Origin of the sequence: Brasilonema sennae CENA114 (assembly GCF_006968745.1) — a bacterium.
Taxonomy (GTDB): Bacteria; Cyanobacteriota; Cyanobacteriia; order Cyanobacteriales; family Nostocaceae; genus Brasilonema; species Brasilonema sennae.
In genome coordinates this window covers 3,170,526-3,188,785 of sequence record NZ_CP030118.1, presented here as the reverse complement: position 1 = coordinate 3,188,785, position 18,260 = coordinate 3,170,526, and the positions used below count along the sequence as shown (strand labels likewise).

At 40.9% G+C, this 18,260-nt stretch carries 15 protein-coding genes; 8 read left to right on the top strand and 7 right to left on the bottom strand.

Features of this window, described 5'->3' with window-relative positions; translation table 11 throughout:
- Positions 1-186 precede the first annotated feature (186 nt).
- The gene (locus DP114_RS13560) at positions 187-1,782 is read right to left on the bottom strand and encodes a SpoIID/LytB domain-containing protein (RefSeq protein WP_169263785.1); all 1,596 of its coding nucleotides are present in this window, start codon (positions 1,780-1,782) and stop codon (positions 187-189) included.
- Between the two features lie 440 nt (positions 1,783-2,222).
- Here DP114_RS13560 and DP114_RS13555 point away from each other — a divergent pair, with 440 nt between their 5' ends.
- The 4 genes from DP114_RS13555 (at position 2,223) to DP114_RS13540 (ending at position 4,360) form a co-directional block, all read left to right on the top strand.
- Positions 2,223-2,486, top strand: a complete 264-nt coding sequence (locus tag DP114_RS13555) for a ParB N-terminal domain-containing protein (RefSeq protein ID WP_169263800.1) — start codon at positions 2,223-2,225, stop codon at positions 2,484-2,486.
- Positions 2,487-2,554: 68 nt separating this feature from the next.
- The gene (locus tag DP114_RS13550) at positions 2,555-3,040 is read left to right on the top strand and encodes a Dps family protein (RefSeq protein ID WP_169263784.1); all 486 of its coding nucleotides are present in this window, start codon (positions 2,555-2,557) and stop codon (positions 3,038-3,040) included.
- A 92-nt stretch (positions 3,041-3,132) separates the two neighbouring features.
- Entirely contained in the window at positions 3,133-3,807 is a 675-nt protein-coding gene (grpE, locus tag DP114_RS13545) for a nucleotide exchange factor GrpE (protein ID WP_169263783.1), read from the top strand.
- 217 nt (positions 3,808-4,024) lie between these two features.
- The gene (locus DP114_RS13540; RefSeq protein ID WP_169263799.1) at positions 4,025-4,360 is read left to right on the top strand and encodes an STAS domain-containing protein; all 336 of its coding nucleotides are present in this window, start codon (positions 4,025-4,027) and stop codon (positions 4,358-4,360) included.
- Here DP114_RS13540 and DP114_RS13535 read toward each other — a convergent pair.
- The 4 genes from DP114_RS13535 to DP114_RS13520 form a co-directional block, all read right to left on the bottom strand.
- Positions 4,357-5,502, bottom strand: a complete 1,146-nt coding sequence (locus DP114_RS13535) for a SpoIIE family protein phosphatase (protein WP_169263782.1) — start codon at positions 5,500-5,502, stop codon at positions 4,357-4,359. The genes DP114_RS13540 and DP114_RS13535 overlap by 4 nt on opposite strands.
- Before the next feature lie 72 nt (positions 5,503-5,574).
- On the bottom strand, positions 5,575-6,348 hold the full coding sequence (locus DP114_RS13530) for a DUF1350 family protein (protein WP_169263781.1): 774 nt from the start codon (positions 6,346-6,348) through the stop codon (positions 5,575-5,577).
- 445 nt (positions 6,349-6,793) lie between these two features.
- Positions 6,794-7,582 (bottom strand): ABC transporter permease, encoded by a 789-nt coding sequence (locus DP114_RS13525; RefSeq protein ID WP_171978188.1) that lies wholly within the window; start codon positions 7,580-7,582, stop codon positions 6,794-6,796.
- Between the two features lie 141 nt (positions 7,583-7,723).
- A complete protein-coding gene (locus tag DP114_RS13520; protein WP_171976330.1) occupies positions 7,724-10,885 on the bottom strand; it encodes an MFS transporter in 3,162 nt (1,053 codons plus the stop codon).
- Between the two features lie 1,366 nt (positions 10,886-12,251).
- On the opposite strand from DP114_RS13520, the gene DP114_RS13515 reads away from it, so the two are divergent.
- Positions 12,252-12,683 (top strand): CAAD domain-containing protein, encoded by a 432-nt coding sequence (locus tag DP114_RS13515; RefSeq protein ID WP_169263779.1) that lies wholly within the window; start codon positions 12,252-12,254, stop codon positions 12,681-12,683.
- Positions 12,684-12,987: 304 nt separating this feature from the next.
- Here DP114_RS13515 and DP114_RS13510 read toward each other — a convergent pair whose 3' ends face one another.
- Positions 12,988-14,184, bottom strand: coding sequence for a sensor histidine kinase (locus tag DP114_RS13510; RefSeq protein WP_171976329.1), 1,197 nt, complete (start codon positions 14,182-14,184; stop codon positions 12,988-12,990).
- Positions 14,185-14,905: 721 nt separating this feature from the next.
- Entirely contained in the window at positions 14,906-15,406 is a 501-nt protein-coding gene (locus tag DP114_RS13505) for a hypothetical protein (RefSeq protein WP_169263777.1), read from the bottom strand.
- A 442-nt stretch (positions 15,407-15,848) separates the two neighbouring features.
- Between DP114_RS13505 and DP114_RS13500 the strand changes: the two genes are divergently transcribed.
- From DP114_RS13500 to tal, 3 genes are all read left to right on the top strand, one after another.
- Positions 15,849-16,058, top strand: coding sequence for an acetyltransferase (locus DP114_RS13500; protein ID WP_169263776.1), 210 nt, complete (start codon positions 15,849-15,851; stop codon positions 16,056-16,058).
- A 700-nt stretch (positions 16,059-16,758) separates the two neighbouring features.
- Complete coding sequence (locus DP114_RS13495) at positions 16,759-17,088, top strand: hypothetical protein (protein WP_171976328.1); 330 nt, start codon at positions 16,759-16,761, stop codon at positions 17,086-17,088.
- Positions 17,089-17,090: 2 nt separating this feature from the next.
- The gene (gene tal / locus DP114_RS13490; protein WP_171976327.1) at positions 17,091-18,239 is read left to right on the top strand and encodes a transaldolase; all 1,149 of its coding nucleotides are present in this window, start codon (positions 17,091-17,093) and stop codon (positions 18,237-18,239) included.
- Positions 18,240-18,260 lie beyond the last annotated feature (21 nt).

Sequence of the window (18,260 nt, the reverse complement as noted above, 5' to 3'; positions counted from 1 at the left end):
ATTTAAGGGAACGCTTAACAGGCTTCGTCGAACCTCCGAACGGGAATATCAAATGTAGTGAGTTTTTAAGCGCAGAACACAGCCACTTTCACAAAAATCAAATATGAGTCTTATACTCTACTCCACAAAAAAGCCTCAGTTACCCTGCAAGGGTAAAAGAGGAGGATTTTGAGTATAACTAATCACTCAGTTCCTTTCGGAAATCCCGTTGCCGAGAATTTGAATTTGAGTTCCAGGATAGTAGAATTGGAGAATTTTCTGATTCTCCCAACCTAGCTGAGCGAGATTCATCGCACCGACTTGACTCAAACCAACTCCATGTCCTAAACCGCCACCAACAAAGGCATATCCCCATAGTTCTGATTCACCTTTATTTAAGGGTTTTAAGTAAAACAGTGTGCTTACAGGAGCAGCAAAAGCACTGCGAACCTCATCTTTATGTAAAGAAAAGGTGCCAATCTCTGTTTTTACATCAAGTTTAAGAATGCGTCCGCTCTTGCTTCTCTCTACGACTTTCATATCTCTGATAGTTTTAAACTTTGCGTAGGGACTGTTTTTCACTTTCAGAAATTTTTGTAAATCCTTGGTAATATCTTTCAAGCTAGATTCCTTACGCCAACGGAACAAGTCTTTCTGACTTTCGTTAAATCCTTGTTTGATACTGATAAACCGTTGAAATTGGTTTTCATCGGCTAAATTCTGTCCAGACAAGTTCCATACATTATCGCTTGGAGCATCTATGATAGGTTGCAAATAAGGACGATCATCACCATTCCAAACATCGCTAAAAGAAGCAGTGACGCCACCAGTCGTAGAAGAATATAAGGCATCTACGAGATCGTTTTTGTAGGTGAGAACCATACCCCGTGTTGTTGCGATCGCCCGATCTGTGTTTGGTGTCACTCCATTCAACCCATAATACACTTGACAGTGAGTATCAGCACATAATTGATACCCATCTATTGCAAATCTATGTAAATTACGCAAAGCATAAGTCCGGGCAAGAACCGCTTGTGCTTCCATCGCTGCAGTTGGAGCCGAAGCACCAATTTCATACGGCACAACTCCACGCAAGTATGTTTCCAAAGGCACTTTGTTCACGAGAGTATAGGAACCGTAAGCATTTGGCTGCAACTTCATCTGTCCAGCGTAAAGATGTGCTTTTTCTGGTTTTTTAGTTTCGTTGACGCGAACCAAATTTTTATCGCTACTAATTTCCAAATTATCTAAGTTGTAGCGCTTACCATTCAATTGTCCAGTGACTCGCGGAACACTTTGTAAAACTTGGCTATCTACAAAAGCAGTTTTTCCACCTGCAGATTCTACAGTCGAAAGAAGCAAACGCCTGAGTAAGGGAGTGTTATACACGTCGCGCTTTGCCCAAACTTGCCAGCGTTCTGGTTGGGCTATTTCTACCTCTATTCCCTTCTCACGCCAGTGTTTCGCGCTGTCTTCGGCTGTTTCGTAGGTGCGGTAAGTCCCTAGCACAACCCTTTCGTTGACGACAGCCACGGGTATTGCTTGCATTAAGACTTCCAGTTTGACAGGCTTGGTGGTCACTACGGTTTCCTGACGATTACCATCTTGAAATTTCAGCCTCAAGCGATCGCCTTTGGTAGGTTCTAATTCTAACTGTTCTGTGGAATTATCTCCAAATCGTTGCACTATGCCAATCCTGATTTCCACATCTTTTGTGTTGCTAGCAGGACCAGAGGCTCCTGTCAGACCTAATAAACAAAATGTGGTCAGTACGGTGTAAGAAATACGCCAGATAATTTTCATAGAACCTTTGTTCTTCCGCTACAACTGTCTAGGGGTGGATGATCCGCAAAAACAGTATGAAATCAGAAGGAGAATGGTAGATTTATTTGGTTGTCAGCCCCCCAAACCGGAAAATCCTTGGAGAAAAATTTAAACCGGAGCATCCTGAATATTAAGACCCTCGTTTCTCCTTTGGGGTTCCTTGAAGGGCTTTGATCAAAAGTATGTAAAACTGGGCAACTACAGGCAACTATGTGCGCACCACGATGACTCGTGGCAGTATCGCAGTTTTACACAGGTTCAACCCAAGGTTGACTCCCTATGTAGTTTAGTAGTTTTTGGCACAAGTTATTTGAGCAAACTAATATTAGTTTTGCCAATTTAGTTGTAGACAACTCATACTCATAACGAGTATGATATATCAAGAACCACAAGACACGACTCATGAACAAAACTTATTTATGATTAAAGTTCAAGAGATTCCTTTAAATCAGATACGGCGACCTTTGCCACGTACCAACGACCCCGACAAGGTAAAAGCTCTGATGGAATCGATTGCTGCCATTGGGCAACAAGAACCAATCGATATATTAGAAGTCGATGGACAGTATTATGGATTTTCTGGATGCCATCGCTATGAAGCTTGCCAGCGTTTGGGTAAAGAAACTATATTAGCCAAAGTTCGCAAAGCTCCCAAAAGCGTTCTGAAGATGCATTTGGCATGAATTTCATTAGCTGTTATGAGCAAGTTTTTGATAAGCGATCATTAGCAATAACTAAACAGGAGAAAAATATGCAAACTCGGGTTTTCCCAGTGAATATCGGCATTGACGAAGCAAGCAGAGCTAAAATTGCTGAAGGTTTGTCTCGCGTGTTGGCTGATACCTACACCCTGTACCTGAAAACTCATAACTTTCATTGGAACGTCACAGGACCAATGTTCCAAACTCTGCATCTGTTGTTTGAAACGCAATACACAGAGTTAGCAGGTGCAGTTGATTTAATTGCCGAACGAATTAGAGCATTGGGCTATCCTGCACCCGGTACTTACAGCGAATTTGCCCAACTTACTTCTATTTCAGAAACGGATGGCGTTCCCAAAGCTACGGAAATGATCCGCCTCCTAGTGGAAGGACAAGAAGCCGTTGTCAGAACTGCGCGGTCTATCTTCCCCATAGTAGACGAGGTTCATGACGAACCTAGTGCTGATTTATTAACTCAGCGGATGCAAATACATGAAAAGAATGCTTGGATGCTGAGAAGTTTACTTGAAGAATAAATTATAGATGGGAATTATTTGTTGGTTGTCAAAAAGTACCACTAACCACTAAACTGTAGTTCTGAGGAACCAGCAGTTAGTCATTGCCAACGATGTCCCACATCGATTTCACTTCACAGTTGCATGACTTGATGCAACGTGTGGGTATTTCTAGTTTCAAAGCTCTGAGTCGCACTGCTGGCGTCTCAGAGCATCAGCTTTTGCGGCTACGGCGGCTGGGAGTTGAGCAGATGCGGGTGGATGTTCTGTTCAAGTTAGCCCAAGCACTGCAAATAACTTTCAATGAGCTAGTTACAAAATTCTCTCAAAAAAAGTTAGAAAAAAGTAAAGATATATCAACTAACGAATCTCAACAACTGTTACAAGAAATAGCAGAATTAAAAAAAGAGTACGAGCGATCGCAACAGCAAATGCAGCAACAACGACAAGTATTGCTGCAGGAGTTTCAGCAGTCTAGTTTACAATTGCTGGAATCTTTGTTGTTGCAATTTCCAACTGCAGCACACAAAGCACGAGAAAATTCCCAATTAAGCGCGATCAACATCGTACCGTTAGTGCAAAAACCCTTAGACAGACTTTTGCAGCAGTGGGGGGTGGAAGCCATAGCACCTGTAGGAGCAGAACTACCCTATGATCCACAAGTACACCAACTTCTAGAAGGTACGGCACAAGTTGGTGAACTGGTTAAGGTACGTTACATTGGTTACCATCAAGCTGATAAACTGCTATATCGAGCCAAGGTGAGTCCCATTCCACCAAAAGCCTAGGTGTTTGGCTAAAGATGATATCAAATCTTGAGGCAATTGGTGTTGTCAAAAAATGATTTAGGTATGAAATATCAAGAACTTGTCAAGATTTTGATTTGGTGATTGACTTATTATTCGTAATTTATACATACTTATGTGGCAAGTGTTTTTGAAATGAATTACGATCAGTGTAGAGTTCATTATTGTGTCTTTTTTAATACAAAACAGTGTGCATATGATGGTAGAAGAAGTAAAAGTTGTTCAACTTAGTGGTATTTTAGATGCGGCTCAATCGCAAGAGTTTAGAAAAAAAATTGATGAAATTTTACAAAAAGAAAGTAGCACTAAAACAGTATTAGTTGATTTCAAAGAAGTCACTTTTATGGATAGTTCTGGCTTGGGTGCTTTAGTGTTAGCTTTTAAAGCTCTAAACTCTGTAGATAAAAATTTTGTGATCTGCTCGATTAATGAGCAAGTCAGGATATTATTTGAACTGACAAGTATGGATAAAATCTTTAAAATCTATTCAAATCGAGAAGAATTCAACCAAGCTGTGAGTTTTGGAATAAGTTAATCAAATTCAACCTGGATCATAGATAAATCATCATCAAAAGCTTCTTTGGAGTTTAAAGAGATGATATCATTTAAAATGTGATCCAGTTTACCCTCATATTCAAGCTGTGAGGTGACAAGCATCTGAATAAAAGCGTCTAAAGTCCAAAGAGTACCATCTGATTTGGTAATTTCATAAGCACCATCACTGAAAATATAAAGAGAACTGGATTCTTCAATCTGACAAAAGTCATCTACATATTTTACCTCTGGGAACATGCCTACTGGCATACCAGGGGTTTTCAGTCTTTTAACTTTCGGGTTGGTTGGGGAATTTCTAGATACTAAGACTGCTGGTGGATGACCTGCACTTGCGTAAATTAACTGGCGCTTAACCCGGTTATAAACTCCATACCAAATAGTAAAGTATTTATCGTTTCGATAATTCATTTGAAAAGTATTATTCAACGCTTGCAAAACATCACTGGGTTGATAATAATTCAGACCTGCAAGAGCACGCGATCGCAATAAGTTCAGCACGGAAATAGAAGGAAGAGTTGCTCTGAGTCCATGTCCAGCTGTATCTAACAGGTAAATTGCCAGATAATCAGAGTCAAGCCAGTAGTAATCAAAACAATCACCACCCAGTTGACGCGAGGGAATAAATTGGTAATTAATTTTCAAAGGATGCGTCATTGGCATAGGCAAAAGGGAACACACATATTCTGCAGCTTCTGCCAATTCTGCTTCTAAAATTTGCTTTTGAGTTTGTAAATCCTTACTAAGTTGGTGTAGACGCAATCCCGCTCTTACCCTCGCTTGCAATTCATTTTGTTCAATAGGTTTAGTGATAAAATCATCAGCACCTGCATCTAGCCCTTTAACGCGATCCGCGACCGAATCTAAAGATGTTAATAAAATAAAAAATGTGGTGGATAATTGAGGATCTGTCTTGATTCGCTGACAAACTTCTAATCCATTTAACCCTGGCATAATCCAGTCACAAATAACCAGCGCTGGAGAACAAGCTATTGCTTTTGTAATTCCATCTTTACCGTTATTGGCTACCAAGACTTTATAACCCTGTTTTTCCAGCATCCTTGTAAGAAGTATCTGTACTGCTGGATCATCATCAATTACTATAATTTTAAATGCACTATTCATTAGTCAATAGTCATTAATCAATAATCATTTAAAGTATGGACTGTTCTAAAATTCTGGGTGTTTGATGATCTCCTAGCTGATAATGGGATTGGAAAGAGGGTTTAGCCAAAAGAGGATGATGCTTTTAAGCTGATTCAGATCGCGATAGGCTTGTTGCTTAAACCACTGTCCTAAAGCGTCAAACGGTGTGAAAGATTCTCCCGTTTGCCATTTAATATCTTGCCCTAAGGGTGTGGTGTGAGTCCCGTTTAGCATCTGTGCTATCACCATCTCTGGAAAGCGTTGTTTTAATAACTCAGTTAAAGCTGTTGATTGGTCAAGGGTGTCGTTGGTAAATTTGATCAGCAAGTTACGACGAACGTTATACCTGTCTTGGACGAGTTTGTTAGTTTCTAACGGTGAGGGGGTAAACTCGACTGCGGCTAAGTTAAACTGTTCGATTAAGGGAATGGCATCCCGTGCAGCATAATTGTTGAAGGATATGAGGATATTGCCAGCGCGTTCTACATTGAAGAGGCTGCCGATAAGCAAGTGGAGTTTACAACCCATGCTATGCCCGATTCCATAAATGGGAAGGTAGCGCTTGCGTATTGCCGAATTATCCTGTAAGCGTTCTAGGGCGCGTTCAAAGTTTAAGAGGACAGATTTTGCGATCGCACTATGATCCAAAGTGTTCACAAACGGTGTCGCGATCACTACATAGCCTTTGTCTGCCAGTTGTTCTAGCAACCAACGGTACGTCAGATGGGGTGCTGTTGCAACAAATGCCCCGCCCAGAAAGTGAATCACACCAACAGGATTTCGCGGAACAAGTACCCAGTTTCCAGAAATTTCTTGCCAGTCCATGTAAACAAGGTAAAAAGTTAAAGAAAAAAAGTTTAAAAGTTAATACTTTTTCATAGTAAACCTTGTTGACTGTTCTTGTGGAATGATATCAAGCTTGCAGGTGGTGAGAATTCCTTTGGGAACGACATACCAGAGCGATCCCCAGTTAAGTCAGAAATAAACTTTGTGTCCTTCATGATAAAGTCCAGATAAACACAAGTCAATTACATGGACCAGCTAAGGCAGGACTTAGCCGCAAGCATTGCTCCTTTGTATCTCTTGAGGGAGGGAGTGAGCAAGGGAGGTGTTTCTTTCATTCGTAACAGGTTGCAATAGCTACACGTGGATCGCTCCTAAAGAAAAACTGACGAATTCCAAAGTAGTATGCCCTATGGGCATATTTGAAATTTTTCCTTTGAAAGGACACTTCGCTCAAGGCGGGTTCCCCTTTTGAATTTTGAATTGTTTATGCTCCCATTCCCGAATATCGCTTCAATCCCCGTCGCCACAGCAAACGATTCAAACCCAAAAACACCAAAATCCAACCTACTATTAATGAGAATCCCCGTGTCAAATCTACGGGTGATCCAATCAAAATATTTGCCGGGAAATCAATCATATAAGGAAATGGTGTCCAAAGTACTATCGCTCGCACAGATTCAGGAAAGACCTCTACAGGTGCAATCATTCCAGATAAAAATAAATAAAACAAAAACCAAAAATTTTCTACAGCACTAGCTCGTTCCGTCCAAAAAGCAAGCATTGCAAACGAGTATTGCATGATAAAGCGTAAAACAAAAGCAAGTACACTCGCCAACAAAAATAGTAAAAAGTTTGCTATTTTTGGCACCCAAAAAGCTTGTGGATAAAGGAGAAAAAAGACGACTATCAGTAACAATGTAAAAGGGAAACGAGCCATTCTTTCAGCAATATGGGAAGCAACATGATGCCACACGGGATCAATAGGTTGTAACAAGCGCGGTGAAAGTTTTCCTTGTACTATTTCATCTTCAAACTGCCAAACCACCCAAGTTACTGTGATTTGCCTAACAATGAAAACTGCAAGAAAGTAACGAGCAAAATCCACAGGTGACAAATTGAACCGTCCTCCTTGAGCCGCTTCTATCCACACTCCCATTAAAATAATTGGTAGAGAGTTTGACAGTAGCCATAAAATGACTTCTGCACGATACTCAATCGTATAAGCGTAATACACTGACAACAATGTCAGGGCTTTTCGGAAAAATCGCTTGATCATAAAGATTAGTCGCGTTCTGATTTATGAAAGTTACGCATCCTCAGATTCCCGACTTCTAAAACAAGTTGGGAATCTTGTTGTTCACTTTAACAAAAAAGCCTCTCCAGGGAGAGGCATAACCATGAACGAGTAAAAAATTTAACCTAAGAAACTTAGACCTTTTACAGCTATCACTCCAGCTATTGCTGAAGCTACTAAGGAAAGAAAAGCGGTATTAAATAACCACCAAGCAGCACCTGCAACGGCTTTTTTAGTTTCAACTGCTTGCTTTTGAGCTTGCTCTTTAACAGCATTGAGACGTTTTTGCGTTTCCTTTTGGATGCGTTCGGCTTGATGTAACACCTTATCCCGCGTCCCTTCAATTCGCTCGATAATTTGGTTTGCTTGCTCTTCGGAAATATCCTCACGCGAACTCAAGACAGCAACTAGGGTTTCACGATCAAATTGACCGAGGCGATCGCGCAAACTCTCAAATCCTGCTTGTGGATCGTCAAACAATGTGGCAAAATCTTGCTGAATGCTTTCATAGTTGAGTTCGGGACGTTCGAGTGAGTTGAGATAGTCGCGAACTTTAAGCGTGGCACCGTCAATCACCGATTGTACTTTTTGCTGAACTTGCTCATATTGTTCAACCACAGAGTTACGCACAGACTCGATTTGGTCTACAATTCGGTTGGCTTCCTCTTCTGAGATATCCTCGCGCCCAGACAGCAAAGCTACAATTGTCGAACGGTCAAATTTGGCAAGGCGATCGCTTAAAGTTCCGACTCCAGCGCGAGGAGAAGATAGCAGCAATTGCAAATCGCGCTTGATTCCTTCGGGGTTTAATTCGTCTTTGTTGGTGTTGCGCAGGTAGTTTTCCAGATTCGCTTCAAAGTCCTGAACCTTTTGAGTCGTACGCTTTGCCAAGCGTTGCGGCGCTTTGACAATCTGATCAATTCCTTGTTGCAAAGAGTCGATAGTACGGTTTACTTGCTCTTCGCTCAAATCTCCTCGTTGCGTCAGGAGTTTGACTAAGGTTTCGCGATCAACTTGGGACAGGCGATCGCGTAATGCATTCGCACCATCTTTAGGATCGGCGAGTAATTTTTGCAAGTCTTGCTGAATTCCTTCAGGATTGAGTTCTTCCAGATTCGTATTGCGGAGATACTCACCAATAGCGGTTGTAGTTTGCTCGTACTGCTCTTTGGCTTTACCCGCTACTTTTTGAGGTGCTTGCAAAACATTGTCCCGGACTGCAAGTAAAGAGTCAATGTTTTGGTTTATCTGTTCTTCGCTCAAATCTTGCCGCTGACTTAATAATTTTACTAAAGTATCGCGGTCAAACTGTGAGAACCTTCCCTTTAAAGCCTCAAATCCTGCTTGGGGATCTTCTAGCAAAGTTCCAAAATCACGCTTGATACCTTCTGGATTAAGTTCTTCTTTGTTCGTATTGCGCAAATATTCTTCTACTTTTTGCCGCAGTTCATCAGCTTTCGCTTTGGCTTGTTCCTGGAGTTCTTTTGCCCGATTTAAGACATTATCACGTGTACGTTCGAGTTGACCAACAATATTATTGGCTTCCTCTTCGTTAATATCTTCGCGTCCAGCCAGCAGCTTCACCAAGCTATCACGGTCAATATCTGAAAATCGTTGACTCAAATCTTCAACACCAGCTTCTGGATCTTCCAGCAGCTTTGTCAAGTCTTGCTCAATACCTTCTGGGTTAAGTTCTGCTTTACCAGTCGAACGCAGGTAGTCTTCTAAGCGAGTGCGGAGGTTTTGGGATTTTTCTGTCGCGTCCGCTTGGTTAACAGTTTCTAAAACTTCGGTGCGAATGCTTTCCATCTGCTCAGCAATTTCTTTGACTTTTGCTTCGCTGATGTCTTCTCGCTGCGATAGCAAGTTGGCGAAATACTCTAAGTTGAGTTCCTCCAACTCCCGTTTTACAGTTCCGGGGTTAGCGTTGTCGTCAAAGATGACTTGTTTGAATTCATCTTTGATTGTCAGAGGGTTAAAATGCCAAGGTAAAGAGTTTTGTATGTATTCTTCTACATCTGCCTTGATAGTGTTGGATTGAGAGGAAGGCGATTTACTACCTACAGAACTACCCAACTGACCAGCTTGCTCTGTTGCTTGGTCTTTAAGCTTTTGCAGTTGTGCTGTAATTTTATCAACATCTATTTCCTTAACTTTTCCTCCTAGCTGTTGTAGCAGGGGTTTAATTTTCTCAATGTCTATCTGCGAGAAGTCTACCTTTTTCAAAACTGCTGGTAAAGCAGCACCCAAACCAATTTCTACACCTTGCTTCACTATCCCGCCGGTGGGGTTAATATTGCTTGCAGCGACTGAGGCTAATTGCTGTAGCTGTTGACTTAATTGCTCTGGCTTCAATTCTTCCGGAGTGGCAGAGTTAAGTAAATTAATAACTTGTTCTGTGGGATTTTGCCCTTGAGCAGCTTGGTTCCAAGCACCTTGCAATTGATCTACAAGCTGATTGGCATCTTCTTTAGAGAAGTCTGTGCGACTACTAATTAAATCGACAAAAGTCTGGCTATCGATATTTTTTAGCAAGTCACTATCAGCAACTGATTCCAAATCTGCGTCTTTGAGCAGCTTGTCAAACTGAGAGCGAATTTCTTTGATATCCAACTGGGGTGATTGCACACCAGCTAAAGATTTTTGCACTGTGTTTTTGATACTATCAGCATCAAAACCTGATGTGAGTTCGCGGCGGACGGCTGCGGTAATTTCCTCAGCAGTAGAAACCATTTGATTTTTAGCAACATTAGCGCCAACAGCTGTAGTTGCTGTACCCACGAGTCCTTGGAAGCCAGAAGTCGCAGTGCTGACAACAGAACCAATTAAGGAACCTACTGCTGTTGAACCAAACCAAGTTATTAAGGAGAAGTAGGTAGACCAGATGACTACACCAATTATCCCTCCTATAAGCGCACTTTCAACCAAGCTTAGTTTGACTGCCAGAAAAGAAGCACCGAATAATGCAATGGTTGCGGTAACAACCGCCCAAAGACCTGCGGCTGTTTCAACTTTACGAATTGTTCCACCCAAGCCTTCTGAATCATCAGAACCATCACCTGTTCCTAAAGATGATATTCCCACAGCTATGGAGAAGTTTGTTAATAGTAATTGAAAGGCAAATGCCATCAATACACCAGTCACTAATGCGACTAAAAATTTAGGATCACAAAAGACAAGCGCAGCCTGTTCTGGATTTACAAGTTCCGGATTTGCTGGGATTGGTACTGCTCCAAGTTGGTTCCACAGCAAACCCAACGTCATTTCCACACTTTTAAACATGTTATCTCCTTGATCACAACTTAAGTACACATGCCAATCTAGAAATCTCTATTAATCTTTAGGCGTTTCTACAAGCAGAGCTTAAAGATTTTTCACAAGACAACCCCTAGTGTTACCGTTCAAGTTACTGGTTAAATCGTTAGGTTGATAGCAACTGCAACTGCAACTACTGGCTTTGGGATAGCTCTACTTCTTAACAAATCCACGATAAACGCAGCACCTATACAACAGCAAGCATTAACACCCACATAGAAAAAACTATCCATCCTCTTGCTATTGTCTAAGTTTAAGTACCTAATTAGAGCCAGTGATATCGTTCACTTTCTCCTTCACATGTTCTCCTATCTCTTAGATTATAAATTTCATGATTGGGAACCATCTTCCTAGAGAATGACTTGATTTTACCGAGAGAATGATTTAAAACTTTTTAATATTTTGGTGACTCACAATTAGAAAAGTGCCAAATATTATAGATTACAAGACTATATGTATATATAGTCTTGTAATCTCCAGGAGTCTTCCTCTGAAGATGCATTATCTAGCGAGCGCTAGATGTTGACTTTTGAAGTAGTTTCTCAGAACCCTGATTACCTGTGAAAATTTGTATTATGAGCTAGTAGTATTGTTCTGACTACTTTCTGGCAAAGATTGTCAAGCATTAGATTCCTAAAAATAAAGAAATGATAAGCATTTCAAGGAAATCAGCTAGACCATTTATTGAACAATAAACAACAGAGCCGTCAGTCGCGCTTGAGTCAGTAATGTTGGACAGTGCGACGTCAAGATGAGTAATGGGTTGCTCTCCCCCCACCAAAATCTTTGATGCATGTGGTCTATAATTAGATAGCGCTCACCAATCCCTACCATAAAAATTGCTAAATCAGGAATTCCAGTATAGTTGACTTGTTGTAGAAAAACATTTTATTGGACTTTATCTAAAAACGAATAATTTTTCAATTTGATAAAGAGAAAACTTATCCCAAAAGATGGGTGAACATTTCGTTAAAAAATAGTATTAATATGATTAACTTCATTTAGAAGATTCTTGTACAAATAATTTTAGCGCTTAGGAGGAAGTAAGGATGGTCTTCGGTTTGAATCAGTGTACTGTAAGCGTATTTACTCATTACTCTGTGCAAAATGTGAGCTGTATAAATTGAGAGATTCTGGTTTGCCAATCAACAGAGTATTTGTGGTTGTGCAGGAGAAAGATCGCAATCATCAGATAAAGTGGTGCTGAAATTACAGAGTGTGTTGGCAATAAAGCTGACGAATATCCTGTAGTTGCAGCAGTTTATGACATGCTAGGCTAGTACCATAAATATAAGTAGAAAAAATTGTTGTTATTTGAGAGGGAGCAAGTATTATGGACAGCGAATTACAACAAGCTGAATACACTGATGCCAAGATAAAAGAAGGCATCAAAGCACTTGAAGCTTCAGAACCAGGAACTTTGGCAATGCTACCACCTGCGACTGAAACTGAAGAGGAATTGCAGCAGTTTGGTGGACAAATTTCTACCTTTTTGGCAGAACTACCCGAATACTTAGGTAGGTTTGTCAACGAATATAAGCTACCAGTTATTAGCTTTGCTTTACTTGTAGTGACGGTGACTCTACTCAGGCTAATATTGGCGGTGCTAGATGCAATCAATGATATTCCGCTCCTAAGTCCGCTGCTGGAGTTAACAGGGATTGGTTACACAATTTGGTTTACTTTCCGCTATTTACTCAAAGGTCCTACTCGGCAAGAATTAGGTGCAAAAGTGGACTCAATCAAAAAAGAAATTATCGGCTGAAATATCTCAAAACGTTTGAGCTAACTACAGTATAGTTCCAACAAAGTTTTTTGGTACCATTTACACCCGTTGTGGTCAAGTAGAAATTGCTTTTTCTGCTTGACCACTTTTTGAATCAATGCTTATTTGCTCATCATTGCTTCACCTAGGTGAATTAATCGTAGTTCGCTCTTAACTGAGCTGGGATCGTCGTAAATGGCGATACGCACAAGCTAAAGCCAAGGGCTTATACCACCTTTAAGTTGCTCTTTGTCAAAACCACCGCAACCAAACGCAATCACGAAGTTGAAGATATCACCTCTTCCTAAGTTCTTACTTCCAATGGTAGAATGACTGTAAAAGTGGAACCAACTCCTACTAGAGATTTGACAGTGATTTTGCCTTGCAATAACTTTACAAGTCGTGTAACTATGGCTAGTCCTAAGCCTGTGCTATTGGGGGGATGAGGTCTGTGGGAGTGTTGAGCGCGAGCAAATGGCTCAAAAATGCGCTCTTGATCTTCAGGAGGAATACCAATTCCTGTATCAGTCACTGCAAACATCCACTGACTGCTCTCTATATTGTGACACTCAATCGCAATGCTACCTGTTTGCGTGTAACGAATAGCATTGCTAATTAAATTTGTCAAAATCTGTTGCAGTCGTAACGGATCTGTGATCACTTGTTTTGGTAAATCATCACAAAGCAGTACAAGTTCTAATGCCTGCGCATCAGCTAAGGGCTGCATAGTTTCGATAACTATATTAATCACAGAACGCACATCTGTAGATGCTAAGTGCAACTGCATGTTGCCCGTTTCATACCGAGAAAGCTCTAAGGCATCATTAATTAGGTGAAGCAACTGATGAGCATTGCGCACTACACGCTCAATGTGTTCTACACTGGGAATAGTATCTCTTATTTGTTGCTGAGAGGAGCGCTGTTGACGCAAGAATAATTCTGAATAGCCAATGATTGAGTTCAGCGGTGTTTTCAGTTCATGTGCTAGCAGGCTCATGTGATCTTGGCTACTAAGAACTAACCGCCTCAATTCTTCTACAGTTAAAGTTAAATGGTTTTGTAATTTCTCCAGTTCTTGGAAACGCTGTTTAACATAACTTTTAAAGCATTGGGCGATTGCTTCATCTACAACTGTATTAATTAGTGACACCGCCCGTAAAACCTCTTCAGCCGTTCCTTGCGACAATTCAGGACGCAAATGAGAAATGATAGTTACGCGCAGCAGGTGATATTCTCGTACAACCTCCGTGGGATCAAAGCCTTGTTCTGCTCTCTCAAGACCATGTTGCAAACTCGCTTCTACAATTGTCCTGACATCACTCTGTTCAGTTTGAGCCAGCACTGTCACCAAAGCAGCAAGAACATGAGGAATATGATCTTGAATTGCTGTGCGTGAAAGGTTTTCGGTACTTTTGATTTGTCTATCTTGGGCTACAATTTCCACCCAATTTTGTGCGATTGCGTTAACTTTAAGGGACAGCAATTGACTAAAATCTTGCATGGATCAGAGGTGGTGCGTTTGCTGGTTATGTTTAACTATTACCTGTATAATAATTGATCTCTAACAGTCCTGTCATAGATACTTATTCTTACCTTAAATGATTTGTAGCCAATAATGCTTAATCAGAAAAGTTTGTATGAAATTATGGTTGGAAGAAGAAAGAGACTCGCTTGAACAATTGTATATAAGAAGTCAGAAGTCAGAAGTAAAAATCCCTTTCTGCCTGACTTTTAGACAAGAGCGTTGTACCTCAATTAGTTGCAATGCGCTGTAATCAATGAAATTTTACAATACTCCAAAGTGAGAAAGTCGCGATTATACGAAAAGCATTTGTGCAGCTATTTTGAGGTCATAACAATTAGTCATCACAAATTTTTCTGCAACTTCTTGAACTTCCGTGGTTAAAGGTTCCGATTCTGCTCAAAGCGATAGCTAGCCCCTAAGGGGCAAAGCTCGCCGGGGGGAGTATCCCCCCGGCAGACTTTGGCGCTGCGCAAACGCTGCTGCCTAAGCGCAAAGCGCTCAGCATGAGCGTTCGGCAGATCGCATCTGTTCCGGCGATGTGTTTTTCTTCTTACCCTTAATAGGGAGTACAGCTTACAGTGAGCACAAAGTCCATCTCCATGGGCGGGGTGGAGATACGAATAATGCGGAAGGCACAGCCACACCGCATTTTAGATCATGAAAGGATGTATTGCACTCAACACTGGAGGCACTATATTTAGTATGGAGCGTTTGCAGGGGCTATGTCCCTAAGAGTACGACCTGTACTACGCCCGTTATAGCCTTGGAAATCCTGATACTGTTGCGCTTCAGACTCCGTAACTTCAGCTTTAATTCCTCCAGGAGGTGGAGTTACCCACTGAGGACGGCCTTGCGCATCCCGGAAGTAAACACGTCCATTCTTTGAAAGGTAGTACTTACCTTGCGCTCCCTCTTTTTCGTTATTCTTATGTCTGTTGTAGAGGTAGTATAAAGCAGCTGCACCAGCTAATGTAATTGCTACTTTCTGCCCTGTATTTAATCCCTTTTTCGGTTTGGTTTGGTTTGCTGGCTCTGGATTATTCACTGTTCTACCAACAGTATTGTCAACAGGTGGCGGTGCTGCAGTTTTTGAACCTCCTCCACAGCTAGTAAGCAGTGGGAGTGTTAGCAAAGCTGAAAGAAATATTGCAACCGGAAAGGAAGCTTTTTTGCGTTTCGAGTGTACTATGTTAGTCATATTTCTTCTCCACCCTAATTTTAGTAAATGCTGTTTCTTCGCGTCTCTAATAGGATTTTAGATTAGCAATCCTCACAATTATTTTAAATATTATTTACGACAATAGAGTAAGTTTTGCAAACGTTCTACCAGAAGACTGAGTTGATCATATGTGGACAAGACGTTCCCCCTTTTGATATACCTCTGACGTAGCAGAACAATATTGTTAATTTTTCCACTGACAGTTATTCACGAAGAATACCATATTTCCATATTTTTAAACTATCTTTTTAGAGGCGATCGCGTAGCGGTGCCCTGCTGGCACATCGCCCTTGGCGGTTCCTAAAAGAGCATCGCACGTAGCGTGTTCATTTCTATCTTAGGGTGAGTGAAACACGTAAAACAATAGGCTATTGTTAGAAGCTGTCTAGCCAACTAATTTGTAATTCAAACCATTTTCGCCATGCTTCTTCAAGACAAGCAGACTGGTCATTTAGTAGAAATACACGACTTAGAAACACTGATTAGCCCATTGAAACCTACTGTCTCTGGGCAACTTCAAGCAGGAGAAGAAGAACAAGATCCAGAAGATTATAAAAAAGAACAATTACTTTTTCCTTCTGGTGAGAGCCTGCCACGCTGTTGGATGGATGAAAATTATAAAGACTCTTAATTTTCTTTCATCTTAGCAATCATTATAAGCAAGGTTTATCATGATAAATCATCGAAAAATCTTGCTCATAATTGTTTGTATATTGGACTTCCATCTGTTTACTACACATTTTAGCTAAAAACAGAAAATATTTCATAATATTAAAAATAGTTATTTTTGATGAAGAGAAAGTATTTTTTGAAATAAAAAATATGAAATCAGTAAAAAACATACTATACAGCAATTATAAACGAGTTGTGAAGTTACTCGTTGAGATTGGGAACGCTTAACGCTTAAGAAGAATGTACAAATGTACTTTGTTTTCTAGCGCAAAGCGCAGGCACTTTCACACAAATGAAATAGGACTGCTATAGCAATCCGCTCAGTTATGAGATTCTCTGATTTTCTTACTCTGTGACACGCCAGACGCCTCAACGGTCAAAGCTCGTCGCTTGGGTTGCTTCCCCCGACAGACTTTGGGGAAACCCCCCTTCGGGTATCTCCTGCATAGCGCTGGATTCACCGCATAGGGCTGGCTGCTCTGCGTTCTGGTGCGGTTCATTTCTTAGAAATCAAATAGGAGTCCTATATATAGCCAAAATATATCCCTGAAGATATTATTGTCAGTTTTAAAGTATCTCTCTTGAAAGAGGAGTTAATGTGTTTGTTTTTTTAGGCTTGATTTAAGAAGAGTAAGACCGTTTTCAACTTATTTCAAGCTATGAAAACTCAACAAAAATCAGAAATAGACCAGCCAGTAAGTATAGGTAAACATACGAAAGGAGAACCATCAGTCAAGGAACAGAATTTAACAGTAAATCCCGGAGATGTGATTGCTGATAAGCCGCAAAGCGTTCAAGAAAAAGCAAAGCAAATTGCTGTAGATTCACCGGATATTACAGGAGACTGGATTAAGGTTCCTACCTACTTTATTGTGGAATACCCAAATGGTGAAAAAAAAGCACTTCACCATGTAAAAGATGCTAAGCAAATCTCTGATGTGATTCGACAAGCACGAGTTGATGAGAACGGAAATCGAATTTGGTGGTAAAAATGGCAAGCAACCCGCTGTTAACAATAAAAGATTACGGTCAAAGTATCTGGATGGATAATTTGACTCGGGACTTAATTCAGTCTGGTGAACTTCAAGGCATGATTTCGAGTCGGGGTATCCGTGGGATTACTTCTAATCCTGCGATTTTTGAAAAAGCGATTGCCGGAAATGTGCTCTATGATGCTGATATCGAAGCAGGAATTCAAGCAGGTTTACCTGTTGAGAAAATTTACGAATCCCTAATCTTTGAAGATATCCGCAATGCCTGTGATATTTTCCGCCCTATCTACGAAGAGTCTGGAGGCTTGGATGGCTACGTCAGCATCGAAGTTCCTCCAACTATTGCCCACGATACAAAAGCTACGATTGATGAAGCGCAGCGATATTATCGCGAAATTGGGCGGGAAAATGTCATGATAAAAATTCCCGGTACTCTCAGCGGCTCACCAGCAGTAGAGCAGGTGATTAGCGACGGAATTAATGTCAACGTTACCCTACTGTTCTCGATTAAAAGCTATGAAGAGGCGGCTTGGGCATACATTCGAGGTTTGGAAGCAAGAGTAAATAAGGGTCAAGATATTAGCAAAATAGCCTCTGTTGCTAGTTTCTTCCTCAGTCGAATTGACATTAAAGTTGACCAAATCGTTGAGGAAAGAATTAAGACAATTGGCACTGAAGATTTAGCAATAGAAGCTCGCTTAGTTGCCCTTAAAGGCAAAGTTGCAATTGCTAACGCTAAAATTGCTTACCAAAAATACAAAGAAATTATCCAGAGTGAGCGTTGGAAAGCTTTAGCAGACAAAGGAGCGAACGTACAGCGACTATTGTGGGCTTCTACCAGTACGAAAGATCCCACCTACAGCGATGTGATGTACGTTAACGAGTTAATAGGTTCAGATACCGTTAATACTCTACCCCCAGCAACAATAGAAGCCTGCGCAGATCACTGTGACGTTGCTAATCGGCTTGAGAGTGGGGTAAAAGAAGCATATCAGTTGATTGACAGTCTTAAAGACCCAGATATCAAGATTAATCTGGATGAAGTGATGGATCTTGTCTTAGATGAAGGGATTGACAAATTCATTCAGCCCTACCAATCACTGATGGAATCAATGGAAGAAAAAGTCAAACAATTGTCTCCCGCTTAGTGACGTTAACTATAGTTCTCT